Origin of the sequence: Rhizobium sp. BK112 (assembly GCF_014193215.1) — a bacterium.
Lineage (GTDB): Bacteria > Pseudomonadota > Alphaproteobacteria > Rhizobiales > Rhizobiaceae > Rhizobium > Rhizobium anhuiense.
The window spans coordinates 93304-119640 of sequence record NZ_JACHYZ010000009.1 but is presented as its reverse complement, the minus strand read 5'-3'; the positions used below and the strand labels follow the sequence as shown (position 1 = coordinate 119640).

The 26337-nt window shown below is 61.2% G+C and carries 25 protein-coding genes; 8 read left to right on the top strand and 17 right to left on the bottom strand.

From position 1 onward, the window contains the following. The first annotated feature begins 43 nt into the window (after positions 1-43). Complete coding sequence (locus FHT75_RS23495) at positions 44-913, top strand: NAD(P)-dependent oxidoreductase (RefSeq protein ID WP_047610195.1); 870 nt, start codon at positions 44-46, stop codon at positions 911-913. Beyond that, the gene (locus tag FHT75_RS23490) at positions 910-1593 is read left to right on the top strand and encodes a DNA alkylation repair protein (RefSeq protein WP_047610196.1); all 684 of its coding nucleotides are present in this window, start codon (positions 910-912) and stop codon (positions 1591-1593) included. The genes FHT75_RS23495 and FHT75_RS23490 overlap by 4 nt, the downstream gene beginning before the upstream one ends. Before the next feature lie 35 nt (positions 1594-1628). Here the strand turns inward: FHT75_RS23490 and FHT75_RS23485 are convergent, their stop codons facing one another. The 5 genes from FHT75_RS23485 to FHT75_RS23465 all read right to left on the bottom strand — a co-directional run bounded on the left by FHT75_RS23485 (position 1629) and on the right by FHT75_RS23465 (position 6481). Further along, on the bottom strand, positions 1629-2525 hold the full coding sequence (locus tag FHT75_RS23485) for a LysR substrate-binding domain-containing protein (protein ID WP_047610198.1): 897 nt from the start codon (positions 2523-2525) through the stop codon (positions 1629-1631). Positions 2526-2974: 449 nt separating this feature from the next. Then, positions 2975-3997 (bottom strand): porin, encoded by a 1023-nt coding sequence (locus FHT75_RS23480; RefSeq protein ID WP_047610200.1) that lies wholly within the window; start codon positions 3995-3997, stop codon positions 2975-2977. A gap of 731 nt (positions 3998-4728) precedes the next feature. Continuing rightward, positions 4729-5217, bottom strand: coding sequence for an Lrp/AsnC family transcriptional regulator (locus FHT75_RS23475; RefSeq protein ID WP_004678404.1), 489 nt, complete (start codon positions 5215-5217; stop codon positions 4729-4731). Between the two features lie 69 nt (positions 5218-5286). Beyond that, positions 5287-5919: a uracil-DNA glycosylase family protein gene (locus FHT75_RS23470; RefSeq protein ID WP_047610204.1), complete on the bottom strand. Its 633-nt coding sequence runs from the start codon at positions 5917-5919 to the stop codon at positions 5287-5289. A 4-nt stretch (positions 5920-5923) separates the two neighbouring features. Beyond that, positions 5924-6481, bottom strand: a complete 558-nt coding sequence (locus tag FHT75_RS23465; protein ID WP_097543688.1) for a thermonuclease family protein — start codon at positions 6479-6481, stop codon at positions 5924-5926. A 106-nt stretch (positions 6482-6587) separates the two neighbouring features. On the opposite strand from FHT75_RS23465, the gene FHT75_RS23460 reads away from it, so the two are divergent. Then, positions 6588-8123: a sensor histidine kinase gene (locus tag FHT75_RS23460; RefSeq protein WP_063475041.1), complete on the top strand. Its 1536-nt coding sequence runs from the start codon at positions 6588-6590 to the stop codon at positions 8121-8123. Between the two features lies 1 nt (position 8124). Here the strand turns inward: FHT75_RS23460 and FHT75_RS23455 are convergent, their stop codons facing one another. Then, positions 8125-8508 (bottom strand): diacylglycerol kinase, encoded by a 384-nt coding sequence (locus tag FHT75_RS23455; RefSeq protein ID WP_047610210.1) that lies wholly within the window; start codon positions 8506-8508, stop codon positions 8125-8127. A gap of 159 nt (positions 8509-8667) precedes the next feature. Then, the gene (gene cobT, locus FHT75_RS23450) at positions 8668-9684 is read right to left on the bottom strand and encodes a nicotinate-nucleotide--dimethylbenzimidazole phosphoribosyltransferase (protein ID WP_047610212.1); all 1017 of its coding nucleotides are present in this window, start codon (positions 9682-9684) and stop codon (positions 8668-8670) included. Positions 9685-9839: 155 nt separating this feature from the next. Between cobT and FHT75_RS23445 the strand changes: the two genes are divergently transcribed. The 3 genes from FHT75_RS23445 to FHT75_RS23435 are packed head-to-tail and all read left to right on the top strand — an operon-like array spanning position 9840 to position 11557. Then, positions 9840-10622: an adenosylcobinamide-GDP ribazoletransferase gene (locus FHT75_RS23445; RefSeq protein ID WP_047610214.1), complete on the top strand. Its 783-nt coding sequence runs from the start codon at positions 9840-9842 to the stop codon at positions 10620-10622. Between the two features lie 18 nt (positions 10623-10640). Beyond that, positions 10641-10859 carry a DUF1289 domain-containing protein gene (locus FHT75_RS23440; protein WP_063475042.1) on the top strand — a complete coding sequence of 73 codons (219 nt, stop codon included), beginning with the start codon at positions 10641-10643 and terminating at the stop codon, positions 10857-10859. After that, positions 10856-11557 (top strand): TIGR02281 family clan AA aspartic protease, encoded by a 702-nt coding sequence (locus tag FHT75_RS23435; RefSeq protein WP_047610219.1) that lies wholly within the window; start codon positions 10856-10858, stop codon positions 11555-11557. The genes FHT75_RS23440 and FHT75_RS23435 overlap by 4 nt, the downstream gene beginning before the upstream one ends. 17 nt (positions 11558-11574) lie before the next feature. Here the strand turns inward: FHT75_RS23435 and FHT75_RS23430 are convergent, their stop codons facing one another. After that, positions 11575-12828 (bottom strand): MFS transporter, encoded by a 1254-nt coding sequence (locus FHT75_RS23430; RefSeq protein ID WP_097622391.1) that lies wholly within the window; start codon positions 12826-12828, stop codon positions 11575-11577. 490 nt (positions 12829-13318) lie between these two features. On the opposite strand from FHT75_RS23430, the gene FHT75_RS23425 reads away from it, so the two are divergent. Both FHT75_RS23425 and FHT75_RS23420 read left to right on the top strand, forming a co-directional pair. Beyond that, positions 13319-13756, top strand: coding sequence for an EamA family transporter (locus tag FHT75_RS23425; protein WP_063475044.1), 438 nt, complete (start codon positions 13319-13321; stop codon positions 13754-13756). Positions 13757-13882: 126 nt separating this feature from the next. Next, on the top strand, positions 13883-14806 hold the full coding sequence (locus tag FHT75_RS23420; protein ID WP_063475045.1) for a LysR family transcriptional regulator: 924 nt from the start codon (positions 13883-13885) through the stop codon (positions 14804-14806). Here FHT75_RS23420 and FHT75_RS23415 read toward each other — a convergent pair. The 9 genes from FHT75_RS23415 to FHT75_RS23375 all read right to left on the bottom strand — a co-directional run bounded on the left by FHT75_RS23415 (position 14769) and on the right by FHT75_RS23375 (position 26336). Beyond that, on the bottom strand, positions 14769-15506 hold the full coding sequence (locus tag FHT75_RS23415; RefSeq protein ID WP_047610228.1) for an SDR family oxidoreductase: 738 nt from the start codon (positions 15504-15506) through the stop codon (positions 14769-14771). The two genes, FHT75_RS23420 and FHT75_RS23415, sit on opposite strands and share 38 nt — an antisense overlap. A gap of 111 nt (positions 15507-15617) precedes the next feature. Then, positions 15618-16379: an ABC transporter permease gene (locus FHT75_RS23410; protein ID WP_063475046.1), complete on the bottom strand. Its 762-nt coding sequence runs from the start codon at positions 16377-16379 to the stop codon at positions 15618-15620. Continuing rightward, entirely contained in the window at positions 16376-17302 is a 927-nt protein-coding gene (locus FHT75_RS23405; RefSeq protein ID WP_063475047.1) for an ABC transporter ATP-binding protein, read from the bottom strand. Before FHT75_RS23405 ends, FHT75_RS23410 begins: the two co-directional genes overlap by 4 nt. Positions 17303-17843: 541 nt before the next feature. After that, entirely contained in the window at positions 17844-19457 is a 1614-nt protein-coding gene (locus tag FHT75_RS23400) for a glycoside hydrolase family 43 protein (RefSeq protein ID WP_063475048.1), read from the bottom strand. Positions 19458-19555: 98 nt separating this feature from the next. Beyond that, on the bottom strand, positions 19556-20587 hold the full coding sequence (gene mgrA, locus FHT75_RS23395) for an L-glyceraldehyde 3-phosphate reductase (protein ID WP_063475049.1): 1032 nt from the start codon (positions 20585-20587) through the stop codon (positions 19556-19558). Between the two features lie 128 nt (positions 20588-20715). Then, entirely contained in the window at positions 20716-21849 is a 1134-nt protein-coding gene (locus FHT75_RS23390; protein WP_063475050.1) for a Gfo/Idh/MocA family protein, read from the bottom strand. Between the two features lie 8 nt (positions 21850-21857). Beyond that, the gene (locus tag FHT75_RS23385) at positions 21858-22619 is read right to left on the bottom strand and encodes a sugar phosphate isomerase/epimerase family protein (protein ID WP_063475051.1); all 762 of its coding nucleotides are present in this window, start codon (positions 22617-22619) and stop codon (positions 21858-21860) included. Between the two features lie 37 nt (positions 22620-22656). Further along, on the bottom strand, positions 22657-25119 hold the full coding sequence (locus FHT75_RS23380; protein WP_063475052.1) for a beta-mannosidase: 2463 nt from the start codon (positions 25117-25119) through the stop codon (positions 22657-22659). A 125-nt stretch (positions 25120-25244) separates the two neighbouring features. Next, positions 25245-26336 (bottom strand): ABC transporter ATP-binding protein, encoded by a 1092-nt coding sequence (locus tag FHT75_RS23375; RefSeq protein WP_174824474.1) that lies wholly within the window; start codon positions 26334-26336, stop codon positions 25245-25247. Position 26337 lies beyond the last annotated feature (1 nt).

The following is a 26337-nucleotide window of genomic DNA, read 5'->3' as shown; positions in this document are numbered from 1 at the left end:
CGGTTAATCCTCAAGCCTGCACTTGAGGAAAAGGATAGGACATATGGCTAAAGTCGCGTTCATCGGTCTCGGCGTCATGGGGTTTCCCATGGCAGGCCATCTGAAGACGAAGGGCGGCCACGATGTTACCGTCTACAATCGCACTGCCGAAAAAGCCGCCGCCTGGGCCGAGAAATTCTCCGGAAAATCCGCCCCTACCCCGGCAGAAGCTGCCACTGGGGCCGATTTCGTCTTCGTTTGCGTCGGCAATGACGAAGATCTCCGATCGGTGACATCGGGCGAGAACGGCGCCTTGCACGGTATGAAGCCAGGCTCGGTGCTGATCGACAACACCACCGCCAGCGCCGAGGTCGCCCGCGAACTTTATGCGGCGGCAAAGGAACGAGGCGTCGATTTCATCGATGCTCCCGTCTCCGGCGGCCAGGCCGGCGCTGAAAACGGCGTCCTGACCGTCATGTGCGGCGGCGACGAAGCCGTCTTCGAACGCGCCAGGCCTGTGATCGACGCCTATGCCCGCATGGTCGGTCTGATGGGGCCGGCAGGCTCGGGCCAGCTGACCAAGATGGTCAACCAGATCTGCATCGCCGGCCTCGTCCAGGGGCTTGCCGAAGCGCTGCATTTCGGCAAGCGCGCCGGCCTCGATATCGAAAAGGTCGTCGAGGTGATCTCCAAGGGCGCAGCCGGCTCCTGGCAGATGGAAAACCGCCACAAGACCATGAACGCCGGCAAATATGATTTCGGCTTTGCGGTCGACTGGATGCGCAAGGATCTCGGCATCGTGCTCACCGAAGCTCGCCGCAACGGCGCCAAGCTGCCTGTCACCGCCGTCGTCGACCAGTTTTATGGCGACGTTCAGGCGATGGGCGGCAATCGCTGGGACACATCCTCGCTGCTCGCCCGCCTCGAGAAATGATCGGCCCCTCCTCCGATGCGGCCGGATTGATCGCGCATCTCGAAACGCTGCGCTCGGAGGAGAATGTCGCCGCCATGGCGCGCTTTGGTATCGTCACCGGCCGCGCCCTTGGTATCTCCAATCCCGATATCAGGGCGGTCGCCAGACTGGCGAAGAAGGATCACGTCAGGGCGATGCAGCTCTGGCGAAGCGATATCCGCGAAGCCCGCCTGCTCGCCCTCTACACCGCCGAGCCGAAACGCTTGACGATGGAAGAGGCTCGAAATTGGGCCAATGATTTCGACTCATGGGAAATCGTCGATTGCGCCGCCGATCTCTTCGTCGAGGCTCGGCTGGATGACCTCGTCCGGGACTTCGCAGACGACGAGCGCGAATTCGTCCGACGCACCGCCTTCGCCATGATATCAGGTGCCGCCGTCCATCGAAAGAAGGAGCCCGATGCGGCCATCCTTGCCTGGTTGCCGCTGATCGAGGTCCATTCCGGCGATCCACGAAACTTCGTGCGCAAGGCGGTGAATTGGGCGCTGCGCAGCATCGGCAAGCGTAATCTCGCCTGCCATGCGCCGGCGTTGGCGCTCGCAACGACCCTGGCGGAGAGCTCTGATAAGACCGCCCGCTGGATCGGCAAGGATGCCGTCAGGGAATTGGCCGGCGAAAAGCTGCTGGCGCGGCTGAAATAAGGCAGAGGCCGGCTCCAAGGTGCCGCGCCTCTTCGTCAATGCTGCCTGGATTTCTCGACCAGGAAATCGATCAGCACGCGGACTGCCGGCGGCATGCCCTTGGCGGTCGTGAAGACGATGTAGAACTGGCTCTCCTCCGACTGCCATTCCGGCAGCACCCGCACCAGTTTGCCCGCCCGGAGATCGGCCTCGCAGGCACTCTCGAGCAAAAGCCCGAAGCCGAGGCCGGCACGGGCCGCGTCGAGGATGGCTGTCATGCTGCGGCAGGTAAGCCGCGGCTGATGCCGAATCACTCGTTTGACGTCATTTGGACCGATCAATTCCCAGGTATGGAACGACACCCATGACGTCATCGCCAACGTCGGCAGATCGGCGAGATCATCCACACCATTCAAGCTACCGGTACGCTCGACGAGCGCGGGACTTGCCACCAGGATACGCCTGATACGGTCGAGCTTGCGCATCGTCAGGCTCGTCTGCGTCTCCGGCTCGTTGGTCGCCCTCACCTCAAGGTCGATCCGTTCGTTGATGAGGTCGGCGCGCCGGTCGGAGCCGATGATCTGCAGCTTGATCTTCGGATAACGTTCCAGGAATTCGGGCAGGATCCCCCCGACCGAAATGTCGACGAGACCGAGCGGACAGGCCATCCGCACCACACCTTGCGGGTCGGACTGAGCCTCGCTGACGAGCGATTTGGCGCGATCGGCCTCCTGCAGGATGGTCTGGCATCTTTCGTAGAAAGCTTGGCCGATCTCTGTCACCCGGAAGTGACGGGTCGAGCGTTCTATAAGCCTTGCGCCAAGACCGTCCTCAAGCCGGCTGACCCGCCTGCTCAGTTTCGAACGCGGTATCTTGAGATCGCGACTTGCAGAAGCAAAACCGCCGCTGGAGACGACAGCGGCGAAATAATAATAATCGTTGAGATCATCCATAAGCACAAGCTATCCGAGAGTAGGAATGAAGGCCAGCCCCTGCAAAGGTTGTACCCTCTCTCCAAAAAAGCTGTGATCACATTGTCGGCATTGGACTTTCTTTTCACGACATGTTGCGGCAAAGCCAACCAACGCCGAGCAGGACAGCAATCGACAGCCGTCTGTGCGGTATTTCTATCGGCTGAACCAGCTCATTTCAAAAATTGGAAAAACGGGGGCCTCGGGAAACAAGGCTGGCAGGATGCCGACCTGCGATACGCAACGCGCCGGTTCGGCTCACCTGAAAGGCCATCGTGATCGACGGCGTTGAAGACTGCACGCCAAAAACAATGCAAGGACGGTCCGGCAGGGAAGACCGGACACGTCCCCGTAGCTGATCGGAGGTCACTCGGATCAGAAACTGATTTAAGTGCTCCCGGTCCGAAGACCGGGAGCATCCACCAAGTGGATTAGAACGAACGCTGCAGACGGAAGTAGCCCGTCGTGGAGTCGTCGCCATCATCCGGATCGAGGTACTGAACCGAAGCCTTGGCGTAGAAGTTGTCGACGATCTGGTAATCAACCGTCAGACCGACCTTCCATGCATCGCCGAGACCGTCGAAGTCATCCGGAACAACCTTGGAACCGCCAAAGTAGTTGCCGTAGTACTGAACGGCCGGGGTGATCTTGAGCTTGTCGGTTGCCTTGATTGCGTATTCGGCAGCAACAGCCCATTCAGCCGTCGAGTAGTAGGAGTTCGGGCCGGTGGAGTATACGCCGGCGAGGCCGAGCGTGCCGGGACCGATGTCAACCGTACCCATTGCACGGACAGCACCGTCTTCATTGTCGACGTCGTAGCCGGCAGTGATCTGGTAGCTGAACGCACCGGCAGTGCCGCCGAGACCAACAGCAACGCCAACGTTGTTGGCTTCTTCACCAACCTTGTAAACGCCATCTTCCAGTTCGTCGACGCTGATGCCGGCGTAGAAGGTGCCGCTTTCATACTGATAGCGGATGGAGTTGTGGAGCGTTACAACCGAACCGATGTCGTCGGTTTCGCCGGAGAGACCATCGTCCCACCAGCTGTAGAAGAGACCGGCGCGGAAGCCCGCGACGTCGAGGTAAGCGGAGTCGAGAATAGCTTCCTGATCGGTGGCGTTGTCAGCATTGAACTGCATGACGATGACGCCGGTCAGCGGACCATACTCGGTGTCGCTCTTGGCCGTGAACTGAACCTGACCGCGGGTGACGGCATCCCAGTCCGAATCGCCGCCGACATCTTCGCCAACGTTGACCTGGAAACGGATGTAGCCTTCGATCTTGAGGCAGGTTTCGGTGCCCGGGATGTAGAAGTAGCCGGTGCCGTAAGCGTCGCAGACGCGAACATATTCAACCGGTTCCGGCTCAGCAGCAACAATAGCGTCAGCTGCAAGAACCGGCGTCGATGCAGCAAATGCTGCTGCTGATGCAAGCAAAACCATTCTGATGTTCATTTACCAATCCATTCCTTTGTCGATCGGGGCTGGCTTCCAATCGGGTAGTCGATTTGAAGCCGGCCCAGTTTGAACAGCCATCTCGGCGTGCGGATCGATCGAACCGCCAAACCGTCATCACATACAAGGCTTGATCAAGCAATTCTCGATACACGCCAGATGGGTTCCGTTGAGCAACTTTCCCTGAGGACGTGATTTTTATACAACAATTTCAATTAACTAGGAAGAAAACACACCAAACGGCTCCGCGACGGAAATCCTCCATCGCAAGCCGCAAACGCTACGCCCCATTTGTCAAATTCTCCACCGTTCGACCCCCGTCGAACACACTGGTGAAGCGCATAAACTCTACCGCCGGCCAATGAACACATACAAGGCAGCGGCTTAGAACATGGTGTTCTGAATTCGATACCAATGCGACGAAATAATGACATAACGCCCACTGATGAGATGGATAATAACTCCGCAATCCTTACCAGGCTATATATATTTTGCGGATTCCAGCACGATTTGGGCGTTTTTTGCTATTTTTGGGGGTTTTGTGCAGTCCGAAGCCACATTGTCTTACTCTTAGCTCTTACCGAGCGAGTATACTTAAATGTGGCGGGGCCTGCCTCAAGCAGGCCGCAATCGGCGTGCGATCGAGCATGTCGCGTGCGGTCTCGGACCGCACGACTCGCTTTGTTGCAACTTATCGCTTTCCCACGCGATCGGCGATCGCGCCGGGAGACTCAATCCTCGTTGGACTTGGCATTCTCGAGAATCATGTAGTCGAGCGGCAGTTGCGTCGAATACTTGATCTGCTCCATCGCGAAGGCCGATGAGACGTCGCGAATCTCGATCTTGGCGATCATCCGCTTATAAAAGGCGTCATAGGCGGCGATATCGGGCACGACGACTCGCAGGAGATAGTCGACATCGCCGCTCATCCGGTAGAATTCGACCACTTCGGGGAATTCGGCGACCACCTCGGAAAAGCGCCGCAACCATTCGATCGAATGGGTGGCAGTGCGAATCGACACGAAGACGGTGACCTTGGTGTTGACCTTCTCCGGATCGAGGATGGCGACTCGGCGCTTGATGACGCCGTCTTCTTCCATCTTCTGGATGCGCCGCCAGCATGGCGTCGTCGAGAGCCCCACTTTCTTGGCGAGATCGGCAACGGCAAGAGTCGAATCTTCTTGCAGAAGACGCAGTATTTTTCGGTCGAGGCGGTCCATGCGCACAACAGTCCTTTCGAATTATTTTCTTTGTATAACTCGATTCCGCGCGACGAAAAGAATTTTGTTTCAGGAAAGCAGCTTTTTCGTCCGATCCTGCAAGACCGGGAGCAATTCTTTCTCGAACCAGGGATTGCGCTTCAGCCACCCGCTGTTACGCCAGCTCGGATGCGGCAGCGGCAGCACCGTCGGCGATCGGCCGGACAGAAGACCGTCACGCCACGCCCGCACCGTCTCGGTCATATTGCCCCGCTTTTCACCGGTCATATGCCAGGCCTGCGCATATTGGCCGATGACCAGCACCAGTTCGATCTGCGGCATGGCCGAGATCACTCTTTGCCGCCAGAACGGCGCGCATTCGCGCCGCGGCGGCAGATCGGCACCCTTATCGTCGTAGCCAGGAAAACAGAAGCCCATACCAACGATGGCGAATCGGTCGCAGTCGTAGAAGCTTGCCCTGTCAACGCCGAGCCATGACCGCAGCCGGTCGCCGGAAGCATCGTCGAACGGCAGGCCGCTCTCATGCACCCGAAGTCCCGGCGCCTGTCCGGCGATCAGGATGCGCGCGCTCGACGAAATCACCGCCACCGGCCGCGGCTCGTGCGGCAGCCGGTATTCGGGCCCCTTCGCCGGCGTGTCACGACAGATTCGGCAGGACGCGATCTCCCGCCGCAACGTCTCCAGCGTGGCTTCATCGTTCATGGCTTCACTCCCATCCGGAAATCTGCCCGATGAAGCGCAGGACGCCGTCGAAACCGGAACTGTGGCGCGCATGGTCGCGCACATCGCGCGGCCGCTCGAAGGTCCCGGCCCAGAGGCCCGCCTTCCGAGCCTTCGCCTCGGCCTCTTCTTTAGCATAACCGCCATAGGAGATGGCCATGCCCCGCCGCACCATGGCGGCATTGATGTCACCGTCCGCTTCGCTCCGGCAGACGACGAGCAGCCTGTCGTAGCGGTCGCGCCGGCTGCCCTGGCACAGCGTTCCGGATGCCAGCATCATGTCCTGCAGCGCCTCGCGCGCCGACCGGCCGCAGGCCCAAGCCTTCCCTGCCCGCTGGCAGCTCTGATTGAGTTCCGGCGCATCGATGCCTTCGAGGCGCAAACGTTCGGCTCCCAATGTCAGACTGTCACCGTCGGCCGCGTGGAAAGCACCCATATGCTCGATCTTTGCTGCGTCGTTGAGCTTGGCGGCGATCAGCGCCACGAGCACCAGCAGGGCAAAAGCGGTCACGCCGTCGCGAATCAGGCGCAGACCCCGTGTCACGCTTTTGCCTCCTTAAAAAACAAATCCTTGGCAAAGATGGCAAACATCTTCTTAAGAATTGCCGGTTAAGCTCTTATCCACCCTGGGATGAAGTTTCAACGTGCACATGAGTACCGGCGTAAGCACATCGACCGACAAGATCATCGTCGACAGGTCGCGCAGCCACCGCAACAAGGCCGTTTCCAAGGCCGTGCGGCAAACGCGCGAACGTCTTCAGTCCGGTCATGCGTCCAATTCCTCCTTCGACCGTGACGTGCTCAAGATGTATGTGACGTCGATGCTGCAGGGCGCGACGATCATGCCGCTGTTTGTTGTCATCATCACCGCGCTTGGCGTCTATTTCACCCAGAACACCCAATTGCTCTTCTGGGCGCTGCTGACGCTCACCTGTCACACCGGCAATATCCTGCTCGCACGGCGCGCGCGCCGGCAGGAAATCACCCCCGAGAGCGCCCGCAAATGGCGCCGCATGCTGCTGCTCGGCCAGTTCCTTCTCGGCTGCTGCTGGGCCGTCTTCGCCCTGCAGGGCTGCGACACTTGCGAGCCGTCGAGCTTCATTCTTTATAAGGGCGCCACGCTGCTGATCGCGCTCTCCGTCACGGCGATGTCGAACTTCATGCTGACGCCTGCCGTGCTCGCCGCCTTCTCGCCGGCGGTCCTGGCGCTCGCCGCCAAGAGCGGCCTGTCGCGCGACTTCCTCGAAATCAGCCTGACGGGGCTCTTCACCACCACTCTCGTCTTCTTCAACTATATCAGCGACCGGCTCTTCAAGTCGAACCTCAGGATCCTCTCCTACCAGTCTGAAAAGGACGACCTGATCGCCGAGCTCGAGGTGGCGAAATCGATGTCGGACGAGGCTCGCCGCCGCGCCGAAGAGGCGAACCTCGCCAAGTCCCGCTTCCTTGCCTCCATGTCGCACGAGCTGAGGACCCCACTCAACGCCATCCTCGGATTCTCAGAGGTGATGTCGGCCGAAGTCATGGGACCGCTCGCCAATCCGACCTACAAGGAATATGCCGGCGATATCCACCGCTCCGGCCAGCATCTGCTCGATCTGATCAACGAGATTCTCGACCTGTCGCGCATCGAAGCCGGCAAATACGAGCTGAGCGAGGAGGCGATCTCGCTTCTCGATATCACCGAAGATTGCATCGGCATGGTCCAGCTGCGCGCCCGCGGCAAGAATATTGCCATTTCGGACCAGTTCGAGCGGCAGCTGCCGGCCATCTGGGCGGATGAAAAATCGATGCGCCAGGTGGTGCTCAACCTTCTCTCCAATGCCGTCAAATTCACGCCGCAGGGTGGCGAGATCCATGTCAAGGTCGGCTGGACGGCCGGCGGCGGTCAGTACATCTCGATCAAGGACAACGGCCCCGGCATTCCGGAAGAAGAGATCCCCGTCGTCCTGTCGGCCTTCGGCCAGGGCTCGATTGCCATCAAGAGCGCCGAACAGGGTACCGGTCTCGGCCTGCCGATCGTCCAGGCGATCCTTGCCAAGCATGACGGACAGTTCCTGCTGAAATCGAAGCTGCGCGAGGGCACCGAGGTCATCGCCATCCTGCCCGCCAAACGCGTGCTTCAGAGCCTGCCAGCCGTCGAGGAGGCCCAGGCCGTCGCGCGCAAGCGCAAGAGTTTTGCCTGAATCAGCTAAAGAATAGGTGCTTGCCGAGAACGAAGCCGAGATAGAGGCAGCAGGCGGCGATCATGCAGCTTACCGCGAAAGAGCCGAGATCCTTGGCATGTTTGCCGACGATGGAAATCTCCGGCGAAATCCGGTCGATCACCTCTTCGACGGCGGTATTCATCGCCTCCATCGAAAAGAGTGCGAGAAACAGAAGCACCGCGACGACGATCTCGCCGACACTTGCACCAACGAGCGCCAGCGCTGTGATCGAAACGACGAAGAAACCAAGCTCCTGGCGGAAGGCCGCCTCTTTCAGCACCCGCAGGAAGCCCGCCCAGGAGTAGCTGGCCGCGGCGAAAAAATGCCGAAATCCGGTCTCTTTCGTCACCGCAGGCTTCGTCAAGACACCCTCTCCTCTTGCCGTTGCGTCACAGACCCGGGAAAGCTTGCCGTCTCCCCTTCGATGAGCGAATACGCAAATACCGAATCCCCTTGGGCGGCGCAAGCAAAGGCGGGCGGATCGGCCGCGCCGACCGCGGGATCGGCGGCACCGGCCGCGGCCTCAATGCTTGTTGGTCACACCCGCCTGGGCGAAGGTCGCCATGCCGGAATGGCAGGCGGCGGCCGCCTTGACGATACCGGCGGCGAGCGCCGCACCGGTGCCTTCGCCGAGCCGCATGCCAAGCGCCAGAAGCGGCGTTTTGCCGAGCATCTCAATTGCGCGCAGATGTCCTGGCTCGCCGGAGACATGGCCGATCAGGCAATGATCGAGTGCGGACGGATTGGCGGCCTTCAGGATCGCTGCCGCCGCGGTTGCGACATAACCGTCGATCAGCACGGGAATGCGCTCCATGCGGGCGGCAAGAATGGCGCCGGCCATCGCCGCGATCTCGCGGCCGCCGAGCCGGCGCATGATCTCCAGCGGATCATCGAGATGGTCGCTATGCAACGCCACCGCCTTTTCCACCGCCGCGATCTTGCGCTCCAGCATCTCGCCTTCCGAACCGGTGCCGGGTCCCACCCAGTCGCGTGCCGAACCGCCGTAAAGCGCATAATTGATCGCCGCCGCAATCGTCGTATTGCCGATCCCCATCTCGCCGATGCAGAGCAGGTCGGTGCCGCCGGCGATCGCCTCCATGCCGAAGGCCATGGTCGCGGCGCAATCGCGCTCGGAAAGTGCGGCCTCTTCGGTGATGTCTCCGGTGGGATAATCGAGCGCCAGATCGAAGACTTTCAGCCCGAGATCATAGGCAACGCAGATCTGGTTGATCGCAGCCCCCCCGGCGGCAAAATTCTCGACCATCTGCTGCGTCACCGCGGGCGGAAAGGGCGTGATGCCCTGTCTGGTGACGCCGTGATTGCCGGCAAAGATCGCCACCAGCGGCCGGTTGACGGCAGGTGTGCGGCCCGTCCAGGCGGCAAGCCAGAAGGCGATCTCCTCAAGCCGTCCAAGCGCGCCCGGCGGCTTGGTCAGTTGCGCGTCGCGTTCGCGCGCCGCCACCAGCGCGCGGGCATCCGGGCCTGGCAGGTCACGAAGCAGGGTACGGAAATCGTCGAACGGCAGGCCTGAAACGCTCATCTGTGCGGTTTTCCTATGAATCCGGTATTCTTGTCTTTTCCACGCAAATCAGCTTCCTTGCGGGTGGCAACTCTCTTAAAGCGGGCGGACGAGGCGAACAACTCCAAAAGCGCCGCCGCGACCATAAGCCGAAACCTCCGGCAGAACGAAGCAGAATGAAGATCAAGGACCATGCGGTCGACACCGCCCGCGCCGTCGCCTTCCTCAGCCGCATTCCGATGCCGCAATCGCTGTTCAAAGGCTATGACGGCAGGCTCGGCCGGCTGGTGCGCGCCTTTCCCTTCGCCGGCCTGGTCATCGGCTTCGCCCCCGGGCTCGCCCTCCTCCTGCTTTTGGCGCTCAGGGCCGACCCGCTGATGGCAGCTCTGATCGCGCTTTCCGTCCAGGCTCTCGTCACCGGTGCGCTGCACGAGGACGGCCTGGCCGATACGGCCGATGGCATCGGCGGCGGCAAGAGCCGCGAGCAGAGCCTCCTCATCATGAAGGACAGCCGGATCGGCACCTATGGCGCGATAGCATTGATCCTGTCTTTCGCGATCCGCGCAGCCGCGCTTGCCGCCATCGCCCGACATTCCTCGCCGCTCGCTGCCGCCCTTGCCATTCTCGCCGTCGCGGCACTGAGCCGCGGCGCCATCACCTGGCACTGGCAGCGGCTGGCACCGGCAAAGGCCGATGGCGTGGCTGCCTCGACCGGCCAGCCGGACGAGGCGGCGATGCAGTTTGCGCTCGCCGCGGCCGGCCTCGTCGCAGCGCTTCTGATCTGGCCTGCCTTCGGCCTGAGGCCGCTGGTCGCAAGCCTGCTCGCCACCGGGATCGCAGGGCTTTCCTTCACCGTTTTCATCCGCCGCAAGCTTGCCGGCCACACCGGCGATACGCTCGGCGCAACCCAGCAAATTTGCGAGATCGCCACCCTTTGCGCTCTTGCCACCGCTCTTTGAAACTCCGATATATCGCTCATGCAAACACCCTGCATTCAAGTCTGCTCCATGGAGCCCTCCGCCGGATTTTGCGCCGGCTGCGGCCGGACTCTTCAGGAGATTGGCAGCTGGATGACCTACTCCGACGCCGAGCGAAGACGGATCATGGCGCTGCTGCCGGCAAGGCTTGCAGGCATCGCCGCGGTGCCGAACCATATGGAAACAAGCCTCGCCAGTCGGTCGGAGCGGCCTTTATGATCCGTTTGACCGTCTTCCTCGTCGTGATCGGCATCGGCCTTGCCGTGTTGATCGTCAACAATGACAGCGGCCATATCCTCGGCCTGCAGAGCGACGACTTCGGCCGCGTCGTCTATCTGTTGCCGATCGCGCTGATGCTGTCGGCCGGCATCTGGGCCAGCCGGCGCAGTGTCGGCGAAACGATGCGCCAGATGATGATCTGGCTGGTCATCATCCTGGCGCTCGCGACCGTCTATCTCTATCGCCAGGAGGCGCTCGGCGTCGGCAACAGGCTGCTCGCCGGCCTCGTTCCCGGCCACGCCGTCGTCGTCACGACAAGCGAGGGCGGCCAGGAGATCATCCTGCACAAGCTGCTGAACGGCCATTTCGAAGCCGATGTCGCTGTCAACGGCCAGACGATCCAGATGCTCGTCGACACCGGCGCCAGCATGGTGGCGCTGTCGCGCGAAGATGCCGAGCGGATCGGCATCGATCTCTCCGGCCTCACCTATTCCATGACCGTCATGACCGCCAACGGCCGCGGCCGCGCAGCACCCGTCACGCTCGACCAGGTGGCGATCGGCCCGATCGTCCGCAACAATGTCGCAGCCAGCGTCGCCGAGGACGGCCGGCTCGACCAGAGCCTGCTCGGCATGAGCTTCCTGGAAACGCTGGGTTCCCTGCAGATGCAGACCGATGAACTGCGCATGCGCGATTGAACCCGGCGCCGAGGCGCTCACGATCCGTTGTCAGCCGTTCGCCGATCGACGAGTGCCGCGAAAAGCGCTGCCGACAATGCGAGCGAAGCCGATATCATCAACAGGCCGAATAGCGTGTGAACCGCGCCCGGCCCACCGAGAAACAGCCCGGCGACCGAGGCGATGAGTGCTCCGCCGCCAATCGACATCGCGGCAGCAAGGCCCGCGGCGGTGCCTGCGAGATTGCCGCGCACGGACATCACACCCAGATTGGCGGCGGGAAAGGTCAATCCGTTGCCGATGCCGATGAATATGCAGGGTCCGAAGAACGCAAGCACGTGGGTGGCGCCCGACATCGAGAAGATAAGCCCAAACAATAGACCCATACACGTCACCAGGCGCGCAATGACAAGGGTCGTGCCCGGCGAGTTCCTGGTGAAGCGGCCGGCGAGATAGCTGCCCAGAATGAACCCCGCAGGGATCATTCCCATGTAGAAGCCGAGCTTTGCGCTTGATCCGCCGAGCGACTCGCCAACGGCCGACGATGCTCCTCCCAGGAAAATATAGAGAGTGCCCGTCGAACAGGCCATGCACAGCGCATAGGCCCAGAACCGTGCCGAACCCAGAAGCTGCCCATAGGAGGCGAGATGGTTGCCTCTCGATCTCGATTTGTGTTCGGCGGTCTCCTTGAGCTCGCGCATGGAGATCGCGAGGATGGCGGCCCCGAGCAGCGCAAGGGCGACGAAAATCGACCGCCATCCGAACAACTCGTCCAAAGCTCCGCCGAAGGTGGGACCCAGCATGGGAGCAATTGCCCATCCCATGGCGGCGTAACCAATTCTGTTGGCGGCCTGACCTTCGCCCGCCGTCTCCTTGATGACGACGAGGGCGACACAAAAACATGCGGCGATGGACGCTTGCATGGCGCGAAACAGAAGGAAGATGCCGATATTTGGAGCAAGGGCGCAACCGACGGAGGCGACGATGAAAATGGCGACGGCGATCAGTGCGACCGGTCTGCGCCCATATCGATCCGACATTGCGCCTGCGACGATCTCTGTCAGCGCGTTGACGATCGCATAGCCCGCAACCGACAGATTGACGAGCGCGAAATCGGCTTGGAACGTGGCTGCGATGTTCGGCAGCGCCGGCAGATATATGTTCACCGGCAATACCGAAAGCGCCGTGAGCAGGAGGAGGATCGTGCGCCGGGGCGCCGCCGCGGTCGATGTCGCAACCGTCGTGTCGGTCATGCGGCTGCTGGAGTTCTGAACAGCATTGTCGCGAGTCATGGTCTTGCCCGTCTTGTCAGCGAGATGTCGTGGGAAATCTGACGAGGCGCAGCCAAATTCAGGGCATAAAAAAAGCCCCGTCAGGAGCTCGATTCCGCGCATGGGGCTGTTTGCCGGATGGTTACACCATCCTGCCCATGCGCTCTATCACTACGACAAGAACCATTGCGATCTTCATGGCCGCTACAGCTAGAGAGAAATTCGCACTCCGTCAATGTGCCGCTTTTTGACGGGCGGAGCGGCTTTACGGCAGCGTTCGGATCTGTCAGCTTCAAGCGCAACAACAAGACCACAAAGAGCAAAAAGAAACTTCCTCTGCATAGTTCCTGAAATCGGAATCGATTTCAGGAACTATGCAGCAATTCAAAGTGCTACAGCGTCCTTTGCGCGTCTGAAAGACGCGCGGCGCTGTAGTCTGGTGGCACCGCATGTTCGACCGGCCTTCGCCTTGGGCGAGGCCTTAATCCATGGGTGCGACAGGAGTTTCGCGATGAATTCACTTTGGCCGATCGTCATCGGCGGGGTTCTGCCGGCTTTCTTCTGGGGCATCACTGCCATCTTCCAGAAACAGAGCGCCACATCAGCCACCGGCTCCGCCGTCTATCTGATCGCCTTTGGCGCTGTCTGCGCACTCGCCGGTCTGCTCGCCGCGCTGATCTGGCGCCCTGCCCCCTGGACTGCCGAGGGTCTCGGTTTTGCCGCCATCGCGGGCGCCTGCTTTGCCGTCGGCACCGGCCTCATCAGCTTTGCGCTTTTTGCTTATGGCGTCCCGGTTTCGAAACTCGCTCCGATCTGGAGCTGCAACGTGCTGGTGACGCTGGCAATCGGCGCCGTCATTCTCGGTGAAGCCTCCGAGGTCAACATAATGAGGCTCGCCGCCGGTACCGTCCTGATCATCTCAGGCGCTCTGCTCGTCAGCAGCGCCTGAGATGAAGCGGGCGCAACACGCAGCAGGAAAGACAAGCCTTCGTCGCCAAATGCACCTGCATTGCAGCACGTTCTGCTTTGTTGATATCCTGCGTCAAGGCGCCTCCACGCGTCATACGGAGCCAACATGAACCTGCGACAATTGAAGACATTCCTTGCGGTGATCCGGCACGAAAATCTGACGCGCGCCGCCGCCGAGGTCAATCTCGCTCAGTCGAGCCTCAGCGACCAGATACAGGCTCTGGAAGAGGAATTGGGCGCAGAGCTCTTCCTCCGCTCCCGGCAGGGCGTGGTCCCGACACCGGCGGGCGCGGTCCTCAAGGCCTATGCCGAAGAGATACTGGCGCTGAACGACGAGGCGAAGGCCGCCGTCAGTGCTGCAGCCGGCAGCGCTGGACAGTCCATCACCTTGGGTACGCTCGAAACCATCGCCGCCGAAAGGCTGGCGCCGTGGCTATCACTCTTTCGCAAGAAGAACCCAGACGTCGGCCTCAAGCTCAAGGTCGGCGGCAGCGGCGAATTGGTTGAGCAGTTGCAGCAGGGCTCGATCGATGTCGCCTTCACCTTCGATCGCGGGCATCAGGACGAACGCTTCTTGACGCGCCGCATCTGCAGCGAACAGTTGGCGCTGATTGCCGGCCGCGATTTGCAAGCCCGACCACCCGCAAGCCTCGCCGCACTGAAGAACGCGCCCTTCGTCGCCACCGAAACCGGCTGCGTCTACCGTCACCTGTTCGAGACCGCCTTTGCCGACGCCGGCATCGCCACGCCACCGATCGTCACTGAGGCCGACAGCATCGCCACGATCATCCGCCTCGTTGCATCCGGCACTGGTTACGGCCTTGTGCCACGCCTTGCGCTCGGCCATGCGGCAACACGCGACGACGTCGTCGAACTGCCATGGCCGGGCAATCCACCTGCCGCTTCGCTGATCATGGTGTGGCGCCGCCGGCGCGTTCAGCCGCCGGCGCTTTCTCTCTTGCTGGCATCAGCGTCCGACAACCTTCAGCCCCTCAAACCAGCCGATGTCCGCCTTCAACGTGCAGGATAGTGCCTGTGGTGAAGCCGTTGCCGATCAGGAAGCGGATCGCATCGGCAATATCCGCGGGCCTGCCGACACGCCCGGCTGGCAGGCGTTGTGCCATGGCCTCAAGCGTCGCCTGCTTGGCGTCGCCGGCAACCAAGCTCCAAATCGGCGTGTCCACCCATCCCGGCGACACGGCGTTGACGCGGATCGGCGCCAGCTCGATCGCCAACGCCCTGACCAGGCCTTCGAGCGCAGCGTTAACCGCAGCGACGACCGATCCCCGCGCCGCCGGCCGATAGGCCGCAACGCCCGATGTATAAGTAATAGATCCTGATAGCGGCAGGAGCGGCGCACCGTATTTCGCCAGCAGCAACGGCCCATAGAACTTGCTCTCGACCACACGTTGTGCCGCCGCAAGTTCGATCGACGGCAGCAACTGGTAGGCGCCTTCGATGTCAGCGGCGGTGCTGACGATATGGTCAACGGGATCGCTATTGCGGAAAAGCGCCGCGACCTCTTCCTCTCGCGATATATCGACGGCAAGCGTCGCCAATCCAGGGTGATCGCCGAGATCGCGCCGCGCCGCCGCAAGCCTGTCGGCGCTACGTCCCGCGATCGTCACCGACGCTCCCTCCTCAAGTAGGCGTGCAGCAAGCGCCAGTCCCATGCCGGAACTGCCGCCAACAATAATGATCTTCGCGCCTTCGATCCTGATATCCGTCATCTGCCGTCTCCTTCTTGGCTGACCAGCAGATGCCCCAGGCCAAAACGGAAGAAAAACGGAAGAAATCGATGACATCATCGAAAAATCCGATGATGTCATTCAGGAAAACGGTCAGTTGCGCAGCCGATACCCCGTCTTGAATATCCAGGCGAGCGTTCCCAGGCAGATGCCCAAGAAGGCCGTGATCATCGCCAGGCTGATCGCCGGATTGACATCGGCGATCCCGTAAAAGCTCCAGCGGAAACCGCTGACGAGATAGAGCACCGGGTTGAGGTGGCTGACCGCCTGCCAGAAAGGCGGCAGCATGCTGACCGAATAGAAGCTGCCGCCGAGGAAGGTGAGCGGCGGCACGACCAGCATGGGAATAAGGTTCAGCTGTTCGAAATTGCCGGCCCAGATGCCGATCATGAAGCCGAACAGGCTGAAGGTGATCGCCGTCAGTAGGAAGAACAGGATCATCATGAAGGGATGCTCGATCCTGACGTCGACGAAAAGATTGGCGGTCAGGAGGATAATGAAGCCGATAATCATTCCCTTGGTTGCCGCCGCCCCGACATAACCGAGCAAAATCTCGGTCATCGCCACCGGCGCCGAAAGCACCTCGTAGATCGTGCCGGTGAATTTCGGGAAATAGATGCCGAAGGAGCCGTTGCTGATGCACTGGCCGAGCAACGTCAGCATGATCAGGCCGGGGGTGATGAAGGCGCCGTAGGACACGCCCTCCACCTCCTGGATGCGCGAGCCGACCGCGGCGCCGAAGACGATGAAATAAAGAGATGTCGAGATCACGGGCGAGATGACGCTCTGCAGCAGGGTGCGGCGCGTGCGCGCCATCTCGAAGAAATAGATCGATTTGACGGCCTCGACGTTCATTTGTCCGCTCCCACCAGCGCCACGAAGATGTCCTCAAGCGAGCTTTGCCGCGTCGAGAGATCCTTGAAATGGATATTGTTCTCGCCGAGCCGGGTCAGCAGTGCCGCGATACTTTCCTGCTCGTTGTCAGTGTCGAAATCATAAGTCAGCCGGTTGCCGTCAGCCTCCAGCGTCAATCCATTGCCGGCAAAACAATCCGGCAGCCGGTCGAGCCGTTCAGTGAGATCGAGGATGAGCTGCTTACGACCGAGCTTGGCCATCAGCGCCGCCTTGTCCTCGACGAGCAGCAGTTCGCCGCCGTTGATGACGCCGACGCGGTCGGCAATTTCCTCGGCCTCTTCGATATAATGCGTGGTCAGGATGATGGTGACGCCGGAGGCCCGAAGCTCTTCGACGACATGCCACATGTCCTTGCGCAGCGTCACGTCGACGCCGGCGGTCGGCTCGTCGAGGAAAAGAATATCCGGCTCATGCGAGAGAGCCTTGGCGATCAGCACTCGCCGCTTCATGCCGCCGGAGAGCTGGCGCAGCATATTGTCCTTCTTGTCCCAGAGCGAGAGTGCGCGCAGCACTCTCTCGATGTGAGCAGGATTGGCTTTCTTGCCGTGCAGACCGCGCGAAAAGCTGACGGTATTGAACACCGTCTCGAACTGATCGGTGGTCAGTTCCTGCGGCACCAGCCCGATCATTCCGCGGGTGGCGCGAAAATCCTTCACGACATCGTGGCCGGCGACCAACACCCGGCCGCCGCTCGGATTGGCGATGCCGCAGATAATCGAGATCAGCGTCGTCTTGCCCGCGCCGTTTGGCCCGAGCAGCGCCAGGATCTCACCCTTTTCGACGTCGAGATTGATGCCCTTCAGGGCCTCGAACCCATTGGCGTAGGTCTTGGTGAGGTTCTGAACGGAAATGATGGGGGCCATGCGGAACTCTTGAGGATTCTCGGAAGTTACTCGGCCGCTATATAGTCCCTTTGTAACGCTTTAACATCCTTAAGCGCTGAACACTGCATTCGCGCACTGCTAACATAGTTGGCCCGCTAGCGTAGGCGCCCACTAACACAGGGCGCCCGCTGACATTGTCAATCCGCTGGCGCGGGCGGGGTAGTTGGCATCGGGCTTCGTGACGAACCGCCCCTCGCGAAAAGAAAGGCAGCGGCCGGGCTCAGATGTCATCATCCGGTGATATTCATGCCCGATAAGAGAGTCGAGGCCAGCACCGGCATCCGCCCCCGCCGCCCATCCCTTTGCGGAGCCGTCTCCGGGCGTTCTCGTTGCGCCTCTTTTTGGCTGCCTCGGCATGTAGTGAAAGTTATTGTTCAGTTACGAAGTGCTTGGAACCGGCCAGTATCCCTGTCCAGCCGTGTTCGTCTTAAGCCGGCCCTGCGCCGGCTTTCTTTTTGTGGGTTATCCGTTGTTGCCCCTCGCTGGCGATCGGCGCATTCGGTCCTATCGTCGCTCGCCCTTACAACTCGTCATAAACAAACCAGTCGAAATCAGCAGTCTTCGCCCGGCCTGACGTATCGAAGGCAAATACGCCGGCGAATGCACCGGTGAAGGAGCCATGTTCGCCGCGTCCGCCCTCGTCGGAAATCACACCGGCGTCGAGGACCGGGCCGATCGGCTGCCATGCGCCCTTGCCTTCGGTCTGCCAGAAGAACTGCAGGTCGTTCTCGCGGATTTCCATGGCGAGCTGGACGCGGCCCTCGGCGGCAATCGAAACGCCGCTTTCGGCGGGAAAACTCAGCCGTCCGTTCGGGTAGTCGCCGTTGCAGGAGAGGATCGTCACGCAGCGGCCGAGTGTTTCGTGCAGCGTCACGGCAACGGCGTGGAACTTGTGCCGGTTGTAGTAATGCGTCAGCCCCGCCACCTGCTGATAGGTGTCGGGCGAGAACTCGATCACGGTCTCGGCGCGGAAACTGTGGTGTTCCTGCCGGCGGGCGATCAGCGACTGTTCGAACCAGGAACCGATGCTTTCGCGCGCAATCAGGCGCAAATGGCCGGGACGATCCGTCAGGTTGAAGATGCGCTCGGGCTGGGGCGTGCGCAGCCACTGAAAATCGGCAGGCAGCGTGCCGCCGTCGAAGCTGTATTCGCTGCGCATCGGCTTTTCCACAGGCGTCGCGCCGAAGAGACCGGGTACATCGACATCAGGTACGCTGGTACCATTTTCGAGATAAAGCCAGTCATCGTCGCGCCAGACGCATTTCTGCAGGCTTGTCTCTCGCCCCAGTGTGCATCGCCGTTTCGGCGGCAGCGGCCGGCCGCAGAGATGGGTGTGGTAGGCCTCGCCGTCGGGCGTCTCGACATACTGCCCGTGCCCTGCCCGCTGCAGCACCGCGCCCGGGTGGTCCTTGGAGGTGATCAGGTGCATGTTCGGGTGCATCTGATAGGGTCCGTCGATATCACGCGACCGCGCCATGGTGACGGCATGGTCGTAGCCGGTGCCGCCCTCGGCGGTCGTCAGATAATACCAGCCGTTGCGTTTGAAGAGATGCGGGCCTTCGACGAGGCCGAGCGGGCTGCCGGCGAAGATGTTCTTGATCGGCCCCTTCAACGCCTTTGTCGCCGGATCCCATTCCTGCAGCAGAATACCGTCGAAGGCCGGTGACTTCGGCGAGCCGCCGTAGCTTTCGGTGCGATGGTTCCACTGCATGTTGACGAACCACTTGCGGCCGTCATCGTCGTGAAACAGCGAGGGATCGAAGCCGGAGGAATTGACATAGACGGGGTCGGACCATTCGGCCTCGATCGAGGGTGCGGTGACGATGTAGTTCGGCGCGTCCTTGAAGCTGCCGTCGAAGCGCTTGACGTCGGTATAAACAAGCCAGAACTGCCCGTCGGCATAGGAAAGACACGGCGCCCAGATGCCGCAGCTATCGGGATTGCCGCGCATGTCGAGTTGCGACCTGCGTTCCAGCGGCCGGCGCACCAACGTCCAGTTCACCAGGTCGCGCGAATGGTGGATCTGCACGCCGGGATACCATTCGAAGGTCGAGGTGGCGATGTAATAATCCGCGCCGACGCGGCAGATCGACGGATCGGGGTTGAACCCCGGCAGGATGGGATTGCGGATCATGGACGGTCTCCTCCGAGCATCGGTGCTATTTGCTGCACGTACATCAGATCATAGCAGAAAAGAGCCCGGAAGAGTTTCCTCCCCGGGCCCGGCTTGATTTATGCGCGTTCGGCCGACTTGGCCCAGAGGTTGATGTCGGCCTCGCGGGCGTAGACGTCGATCTCGGCAAGTTCCTCTACGGTGAATTCGAGATTGTCGAGCGCCTTGACGCAATCGACGATCTGCGAGGAGCGGCTGGCGCCGATCAGCGCCGAGGTCACGCGGCCGCCGCGCAGCACCCAGGCGATCGCCATCTGCGCCAGCGTCTGGCCGCGCTTTTCGGCGATCCCGTTGAGCTTGCGGATATTGTCGATGATCGAAGGGCGGATGAAATCGCGCTTGAGGAAGTGGTTCTGCGCCGCGCGGCTGTCTTCCGGAATGCCGCCGAGATATTTCGTCGACAGCATGCCCTGGGCAAGCGGCGAGAAGACGATCGAACCCATGCCGACCTCATCCAGCGTATCGAGCAGCTTGTCGTCTTCGACCCAGCGATTGAGCATCGAATAGCTCGGCTGGTGGATCAGGCACGGCGTGCCGAGCTCCTGCAGGATCTTTGCGGCTTCGCGCGAGCGCTGCGAATTATAGGAGGAAATGCCGACATAGAGCGCCCGGCCGGAGCGGACGATATGGTCGAGCGCGCCGCAGGTCTCTTCCAGCGGCGTCTCCGGATCGAAGCGATGCGAATAGAAGATGTCTACATAGTCGAGGCCCATGCGCTTCAGGCTCTGGTCGCAGGAGGCGATCAGGTACTTTCGGCTGCCCCATTCGCCATAGGGTCCGGGCCACATGTCATAACCGGCCTTCGACGAGATGATCAGCTCGTCACGAAGCCCGGCAAATTCGGTGCGCAGGATCTCGCCGAAGGCGGTCTCGGCGCTGCCGGGCGGCGGGCCGTAATTGTTGGCGAGGTCGAAATGGGTGATGCCGAGGTCGAAGGCCGTGCGGCACATGTCGATCTTGCGGTCATGCGACGTGTCGCCGCCGAAATTGTGCCAGAGGCCGAGCGAGACGGCCGGCAGCTTCAGGCCGGAACGGCCCGTGCGATTATATTTCATTTTCGAATAGCGGTCTGCGGCTGGTTGCCAGCTCATGATCCCAATCCTTTAAAAGCAATTCCTGGAAAAGTATGCAGCCTTTTTCCCAGGAATCGCGCGTAACAAACGATCGAAGTAAAAAGGCGCGGGCCTATCGCCCGCGCCGACAATAGAGCTTCGCAGACCTACTTCAAGAGCGCCTGTGCTTCTTCGATACCGAGGGCGGCCGGCTGCGTGCAGGTTGTCGTCAGGTCGATGAAACGGCCCTCCTCGCCCGATTTCAGGATCGAGGTCATGACGTCGACGCCGTGCAGCGTGCGGTCGAGCGAGCAGCGCGCATCGCGCCCTTCGATCAGCGCCGACACCATGTCGGCAAGGCCGGCGGTGCGGTAGTTGGCGCGCGCGCCGTTCGGGTTTTCCTGGTTGATCTTGCCGAACGGATGCTCCCAAGCCTCCAGCGGCTTGATGTCCTTGTCGCGGCCGCTGGCCTCGACGACGCCGCCGAAGAAGTTCGGGTCCGGTACGTAGAGCGAGCCATCGGTGCCGTAGAGCTCCATATTGGCATGGCGGTGAGACCACACGTCCCAGCTCGCCGTCAGCGTCACCGTGGCGCCGTTGACGAATTCGAGCAGCGCCTGGATCGTCGTCGGGGTCTTGACCGGGATGATCTCGCCATTGCGCGGCTCGCTGGTGATCGTGCGGGTCGGCGACGCCATGGAGGTCATGCCGCCGACGCGTTTCACCGGGCCGATCAGATTGATCAGATTGGCGATGTAATAGGGGCCGAGATCAAGGATCGGGCCGCCGCCCGGCAGAAAGAAGAAATCCGGGTTCGGATGCCACATCTCCATGCCGGGGCTCATGACGTAGCAGGCGCCCGAAGTCACCCGGCCGATGCCGCCGTCGTCGATGAACTTGCGGGCGAGTTGGTGGGCGCCGCCGAGGAAGGTGTCGGGCGCGCAGCCGACGGCAAGCTTCTTCTCCTTGGCGATGCGCCGAAGCTCCTCGCCCTCTTCGAGCGAAAGCACTAGGGGCTTTTCCGAATAGACGTGTTTCCCAGCCTCGAGGATCGCCTTCGACACCCGGAAATGAGCATCCGGGATCGTCAGGTTGACGACGACGTCGATCTCGTCATTGGCGAGAAGCGCGTCGATCGTCTGCGCCTTGACGCCGTATTCCTTGGCGCGCGCCTCGGCGGCCTGCACGTTGATATCGGCGCAGGCCAGCACCTTCAGCCCCTTGAAGAGCGGCGCCAGTGAAAAGTAGGTGGTGGAGATGTTGCCGCATCCAATGATGCCGACGCCAAGTTCCCTGGTCATGATGTGCCTCAATAAGTCTGAAAGGATGCAATCGAGCGGCTGATGTTGCGGTCGATATCCTTGGGGTTGTCATGTTCTACGACGAAGTGTTTCGCCCTTGTGGCACGCAGCGCCGTGATCAGCTTCGCCCACTCGACCTTGCCATGCCCGACATCGGCCCAGCCGTCCTCATCCGTCGCTTCGCCCGCCGGCGCGATGTCCTTGACGTGCACGGCGGTGATGCGCGGTCCGAGCTTTTCGACCCAGGCGAAGGGATCGGCACCGCCGCGGATGACCCAGGCGATATCGGCCTCCCAGGAAATATCGGGTGCGCCTTCGAAGATGCGCTCGATGGGCCGCGAACCGTCCTGCAGCTTGAAGAACTCGAAGTCATGATTGTGCCAGCCGAATTCGTAACCGGCATCCTTGTAGGGTTTGCTCATTTCCTGCAGGCGCTTGCCGAAGGCGACCCAGCCGGCGGCGTCTGACGGCCGCTGGTCAGCTGCCAGATGCGGCGCATAGATCGAATCCATGCCGAGGATCTTGGCAATGTTCAGCGACTTCTGAACGTCCTTCTCCAGGAAGTCTGGGCTGAAATGGCCGGTCGCCATGACCAGGCCATTCTTGTCGAGGTCGGCGCGAAGGCTGTTCAGCCCGGCATCGTCGAGATCGGCGTAAATGCCGCCGAAGCCTTCGACTTCGGCATAGCCCGCCTTGCCGAGCTTTTCGAAAATCACAGAATAGGGCTGGAAGTTGCGGGCGCTATAAAGCTGATAGCTGAGTTTCGTCATCATGTTCTCCTTGGGCCTCGTGCCCATTCTTGCAAGATCAATCCGCCGACTGGCAGGAATGCAGGTCGTAGAACCGGAACGCCGGAAGCGCGCCGCGATCAAGCGGCCGTGCCGGGGTAAAGGTGATGCGGCGGCTCTCGCCGGCCGCAAGGTCGAAGGCGTTGTCGGAATATTTGCCGTCCGTCTCGGTCTCGATCATCACGAAGAGCGCAAGTCCTCCAGCGGTGACGTTGATGTCGACCGAACCATTCCCCTCGACATATTCGTGGGTGACGGTAAGCCCCGCGGGCTCCAGCTCCAACGCCTTGTAGGTGCCGTTGACATAGTGCCCCTCGCCGCCCGTGCCGTTAGACGCGGTGAAATGCCAGGCCAGCAGCGTTCCGTCGGGAATGTCGGAGACGTCGATGCTCGTGGCCGTCACCGCCGCATCCGGCGAGCACATGGCCTGCACGTCCTTGAGGTGCCGCCGTTCGCCCTTCATCGTCAGCAGCGAGATCGAAAGGTCGATGCTGACATCGGCAAGCGTGTCGTTGACCAGCGAGAAGCGGATCGTCTTTCCGTCGTCGGAAGGAATGGCGGCGACCGCGACAGGCTGGAAGAAGCGCTTGACGAGATAGTGCATCGCCTTCCAGCGGCCGCCATAATCGAGGCTCGACCAGGAGGCGACCGGCCAGGTGTCATTGAGCTGCCAGTAGATCGTGCCCATGCAATGGGGTTTGAGCGACCGCCAGTATTCCACTGCCGTCTTGATGGCGAGTCCCTGCTGGATCTGTGAGAGATAGACGAAGTTCGGAAAATCCTTGGGGAAGCGGAAATAGCGGAACATCGTGCCGGCGATGCGCTCATTGCCGCCGGCATTCTTCTGGTGCAGCTCCATCACCGGGGAAGCGACGTTCATGTCCTTCTCCTCGGCATAGGTCTTGATTACCGGCAGCGACGTATAGGACTGGAAGCCGAATTCCGAGCAGAAGCGCGGACGCACCGAACGGTAATTGTCGAACGACTTGTTCTCGTGCCAGACCGACCAGTAATGCATGTCGCCGGATCCGTCGGCATGCCAGGCATCGCCGAAATCGAGATAGCCGGAGGCCGGGCTCGACGGCCACCAGAGCGCGCCGGGCAGCGCCTTCTTCACCGCTTGCTCGATGGTGCGGTTGAGGCGATCGTAGGAGACGAGATAGCGGTCGCGATCCTTGCGGGATTCCTCGAACCAGGTGAGTGCGCCCACCAGCTCGTTATCACCGCACCAGAGCACGATCGACGGATGCGAGGAGAGCCGGCGCACCTGGTAATCGACCTCGATCGTCACATTGTCGAGGAAGTCCTCGGTCGAGGGATAGAGGTTGCAGGCGAACATGAAGTCCTGCCAGACCATGAGACCCAGCCGGTCGCAGAGATCATAGAAATGATCCTGCTCGTAGAAGCCGCCGCCCCAGACGCGGATCATGTTCATGTTGGCGGCTTTGGCCGATTGCAGCAGATCCTCGGTCTTCTCAGGCGAAGACAGCGAAAACAGCGCGTCGGCCGGGATCCAGTTGGCGCCGCGGCAGAAGATCTCATGGCCGTTGACCTTGAAAGCGAAGCGACTGCCTGATGCATCCGGCGTGGTGATCAGTTCGACGGTGCGAAGGCCGATCTGCTTGATCACCTCATCCGTCGACGTTTCGACCGACAGCCTGTAGAGCGCCTGCTCGCCGCTGCCGGAAGGCCACCAGAGGCGCGGATTGTCGATATGGAAGAGGTGGTTGACATGGCTCTCGCCGTTGACGCCGACATCCAGGCGCACGCGCTCGCCGTCGAGTTCGAAATAGACCTGGGCAATGCTCGGCCCCTTGGAAAACAGCGTCGCCGTCACTTTGAGATCGACCGAGCCGTCATTGTTGTGGGTCTGACGGGTGACCACATGCTCGATGCGCGCGGTCTCGAGCTTTTTCAGCGCGATCGTGCCGTAAAGGCCGAGCGGCGCAATGGCGATGTTCCAGTCCCAGCCGAAATGGCATTGCGGCTTGCGCAGCATGTTGCCGTCGGGGATCGGCGAATTGCCGGTGCTGTAGGGAATGTAGAAGGGCTGCTGCTTCTGCCGCGCAGCAGCGACGGCGACGCTGGAGGCAAAGACGATGCGGATGCTGTTGTCGCCTGCTTTCAGCATGCTGGAGACATCAGGCCGGTAGCGGCGGAAACTGTTGTCGGCCTCAAGCGCCAGGAAGCCGTTGACGTGAACGCTGGCGACCGTGTCGAGATAATCGATATCGAGATACCAGTCGCCCTCGACCTCCTGAAGCGTGAAGCTGCGCTCGACCGCCCATTCGCGCTCGGCGACCCATTGCACCTTTTCCTCGTTGCGGCCGAAATAGGGATCGGGGATCAGGCTTGCGCGATGGAGCGCGGTGTGCACGTCGCCCGGCAGAATGATCGCAGTGCGGATCTCGCCATCGACGGAGGCAAGCTGCCACGAACCGGAAAGGTCGATGTTGAAACCGTTCTTCGGCAAGGATGTCATTAGTAGTATCCCGATCGGACCGCTCCTGGGGATCGCCGGACAAGCCGGACCGCGGCCGAATTTGGCTGGCCTGACGGCCGATTGGAGATAGGGCGGCGCCATTTCGGCCCCGCCCGCATTGTTCTCTAGAGACGCAGCTCGGTTTCCGCATCGAAGACCGAGGCGACCGTCATGTCGAAACTGAGCTTCACCTTGGCGCCGACATTGAAGCGGCGCGCGCCGTTGACGCGTACCGACATCGTGTGACCGGCATGTTTCAGCCACAGCAGATTGTCCGCGCCCATCGGCTCCTCGATATCGACGGTGGCGTCATGTTCTTCGCCGCCGGCATTCTCGTTGACCTTGATGTGTTCGGGACGGACGCCGAGCACCACCTTGCGGCCGGGCTGCAGCGTCTCGTTGGCGTCGTAAGCCGCGAGCGAGAAAATGACGCCGTTGGCAGAAAAGGCAATGCCGTCGCCTGACTTGACCAGCTCGCCGTGCAGGAAATTCATCGAAGGCGAGCCGATGAAGCCGGCGACGAAGAGATTGCGCGGCCTGTTGTAGATCGTCGTCGGATCGTCGAGCTGCTGGATGATGCCGCTCTTCATGATGGCGATGCGATCGGCAAGCGTCAGCGCCTCGATCTGGTCGTGGGTGACGTAGATCATCGTGTTCTTCAGCGACTGGTGCAGGCGCTTGATCTCGACACGCAGCTCCGAGCGGAGCTTGGCGTCGAGGTTGGACAGCGGCTCGTCGAACAGGAAGACGTCGACATCGCGCACCAGCGCCCGGCCGATCGCCACGCGCTGGCGCTGGCCGCCGGAAAGCTCGGCCGGCTTGCGTTTCAAAAGCGGCTGGATCTGCAGGATTTCGGAGGCGCGCGCCACGCGCTTGTCGATCTCGGCCTGTGGCACCTTGGCGACGCGAAGACCGAAGGACAGGTTCTTCTCGACGGTCATCTGCGGATAGAGCGCATAGGACTGGAACACCATGCCGATGCCGCGATCCTTCGGCTCTTCCCAGGTAACGTTCTTGCCCTTGATGAAGATCTGCCCTTCCGAGGCGTCGAGCAGGCCGGCGATGCAATTCAGCAAGGTCGACTTGCCGCAGCCGGACGAGCCGAGCAGCACGAGGAATTCGCCGTCGTTGATATCGAGGTTGAGATCCTTCAGCACGCTCACCGCACCGAAGTTCAGGGACAGATCCTTGATGGAGACGCTTGCATTCATATTCATG

Coding starts and splice junctions, on each gene's coding strand:
- FHT75_RS23495 (WP_047610195.1), top strand. CDS start 44: ATGGCTAAAGTCGCGTTCATCGGTCTCGGCGTCATGGGGTTTCCCATG.
- FHT75_RS23490 (WP_047610196.1), top strand. CDS start 910: ATGATCGGCCCCTCCTCCGATGCGGCCGGATTGATCGCGCATCTCGAA.
- FHT75_RS23485 (WP_047610198.1), bottom strand. CDS start 2,525: ATGGATGATCTCAACGATTATTATTATTTCGCCGCTGTCGTCTCCAGC.
- FHT75_RS23480 (WP_047610200.1), bottom strand. CDS start 3,997: ATGAACATCAGAATGGTTTTGCTTGCATCAGCAGCAGCATTTGCTGCA.
- FHT75_RS23475 (WP_004678404.1), bottom strand. CDS start 5,217: ATGGACCGCCTCGACCGAAAAATACTGCGTCTTCTGCAAGAAGATTCG.
- FHT75_RS23470 (WP_047610204.1), bottom strand. CDS start 5,919: ATGAACGATGAAGCCACGCTGGAGACGTTGCGGCGGGAGATCGCGTCC.
- FHT75_RS23460 (WP_063475041.1), top strand. CDS start 6,588: ATGAGTACCGGCGTAAGCACATCGACCGACAAGATCATCGTCGACAGG.
- cobT (WP_047610212.1), bottom strand. CDS start 9,684: ATGAGCGTTTCAGGCCTGCCGTTCGACGATTTCCGTACCCTGCTTCGT.
- FHT75_RS23445 (WP_047610214.1), top strand. CDS start 9,840: ATGAAGATCAAGGACCATGCGGTCGACACCGCCCGCGCCGTCGCCTTC.
- FHT75_RS23440 (WP_063475042.1), top strand. CDS start 10,641: ATGCAAACACCCTGCATTCAAGTCTGCTCCATGGAGCCCTCCGCCGGA.
- FHT75_RS23435 (WP_047610219.1), top strand. CDS start 10,856: ATGATCCGTTTGACCGTCTTCCTCGTCGTGATCGGCATCGGCCTTGCC.
- FHT75_RS23430 (WP_097622391.1), bottom strand. CDS start 12,828: ATGACTCGCGACAATGCTGTTCAGAACTCCAGCAGCCGCATGACCGAC.
- FHT75_RS23425 (WP_063475044.1), top strand. CDS start 13,319: ATGAATTCACTTTGGCCGATCGTCATCGGCGGGGTTCTGCCGGCTTTC.
- FHT75_RS23420 (WP_063475045.1), top strand. CDS start 13,883: ATGAACCTGCGACAATTGAAGACATTCCTTGCGGTGATCCGGCACGAA.
- FHT75_RS23415 (WP_047610228.1), bottom strand. CDS start 15,506: ATGACGGATATCAGGATCGAAGGCGCGAAGATCATTATTGTTGGCGGC.
- FHT75_RS23410 (WP_063475046.1), bottom strand. CDS start 16,379: ATGAACGTCGAGGCCGTCAAATCGATCTATTTCTTCGAGATGGCGCGC.
- FHT75_RS23405 (WP_063475047.1), bottom strand. CDS start 17,302: ATGGCCCCCATCATTTCCGTTCAGAACCTCACCAAGACCTACGCCAAT.
- FHT75_RS23400 (WP_063475048.1), bottom strand. CDS start 19,457: ATGATCCGCAATCCCATCCTGCCGGGGTTCAACCCCGATCCGTCGATC.
- mgrA (WP_063475049.1), bottom strand. CDS start 20,587: ATGAGCTGGCAACCAGCCGCAGACCGCTATTCGAAAATGAAATATAAT.
- FHT75_RS23390 (WP_063475050.1), bottom strand. CDS start 21,849: ATGACCAGGGAACTTGGCGTCGGCATCATTGGATGCGGCAACATCTCC.
- FHT75_RS23385 (WP_063475051.1), bottom strand. CDS start 22,619: ATGACGAAACTCAGCTATCAGCTTTATAGCGCCCGCAACTTCCAGCCC.
- FHT75_RS23380 (WP_063475052.1), bottom strand. CDS start 25,119: ATGACATCCTTGCCGAAGAACGGTTTCAACATCGACCTTTCCGGTTCG.
- FHT75_RS23375 (WP_174824474.1), bottom strand. CDS start 26,336: ATGAATATGAATGCAAGCGTCTCCATCAAGGATCTGTCCCTGAACTTC.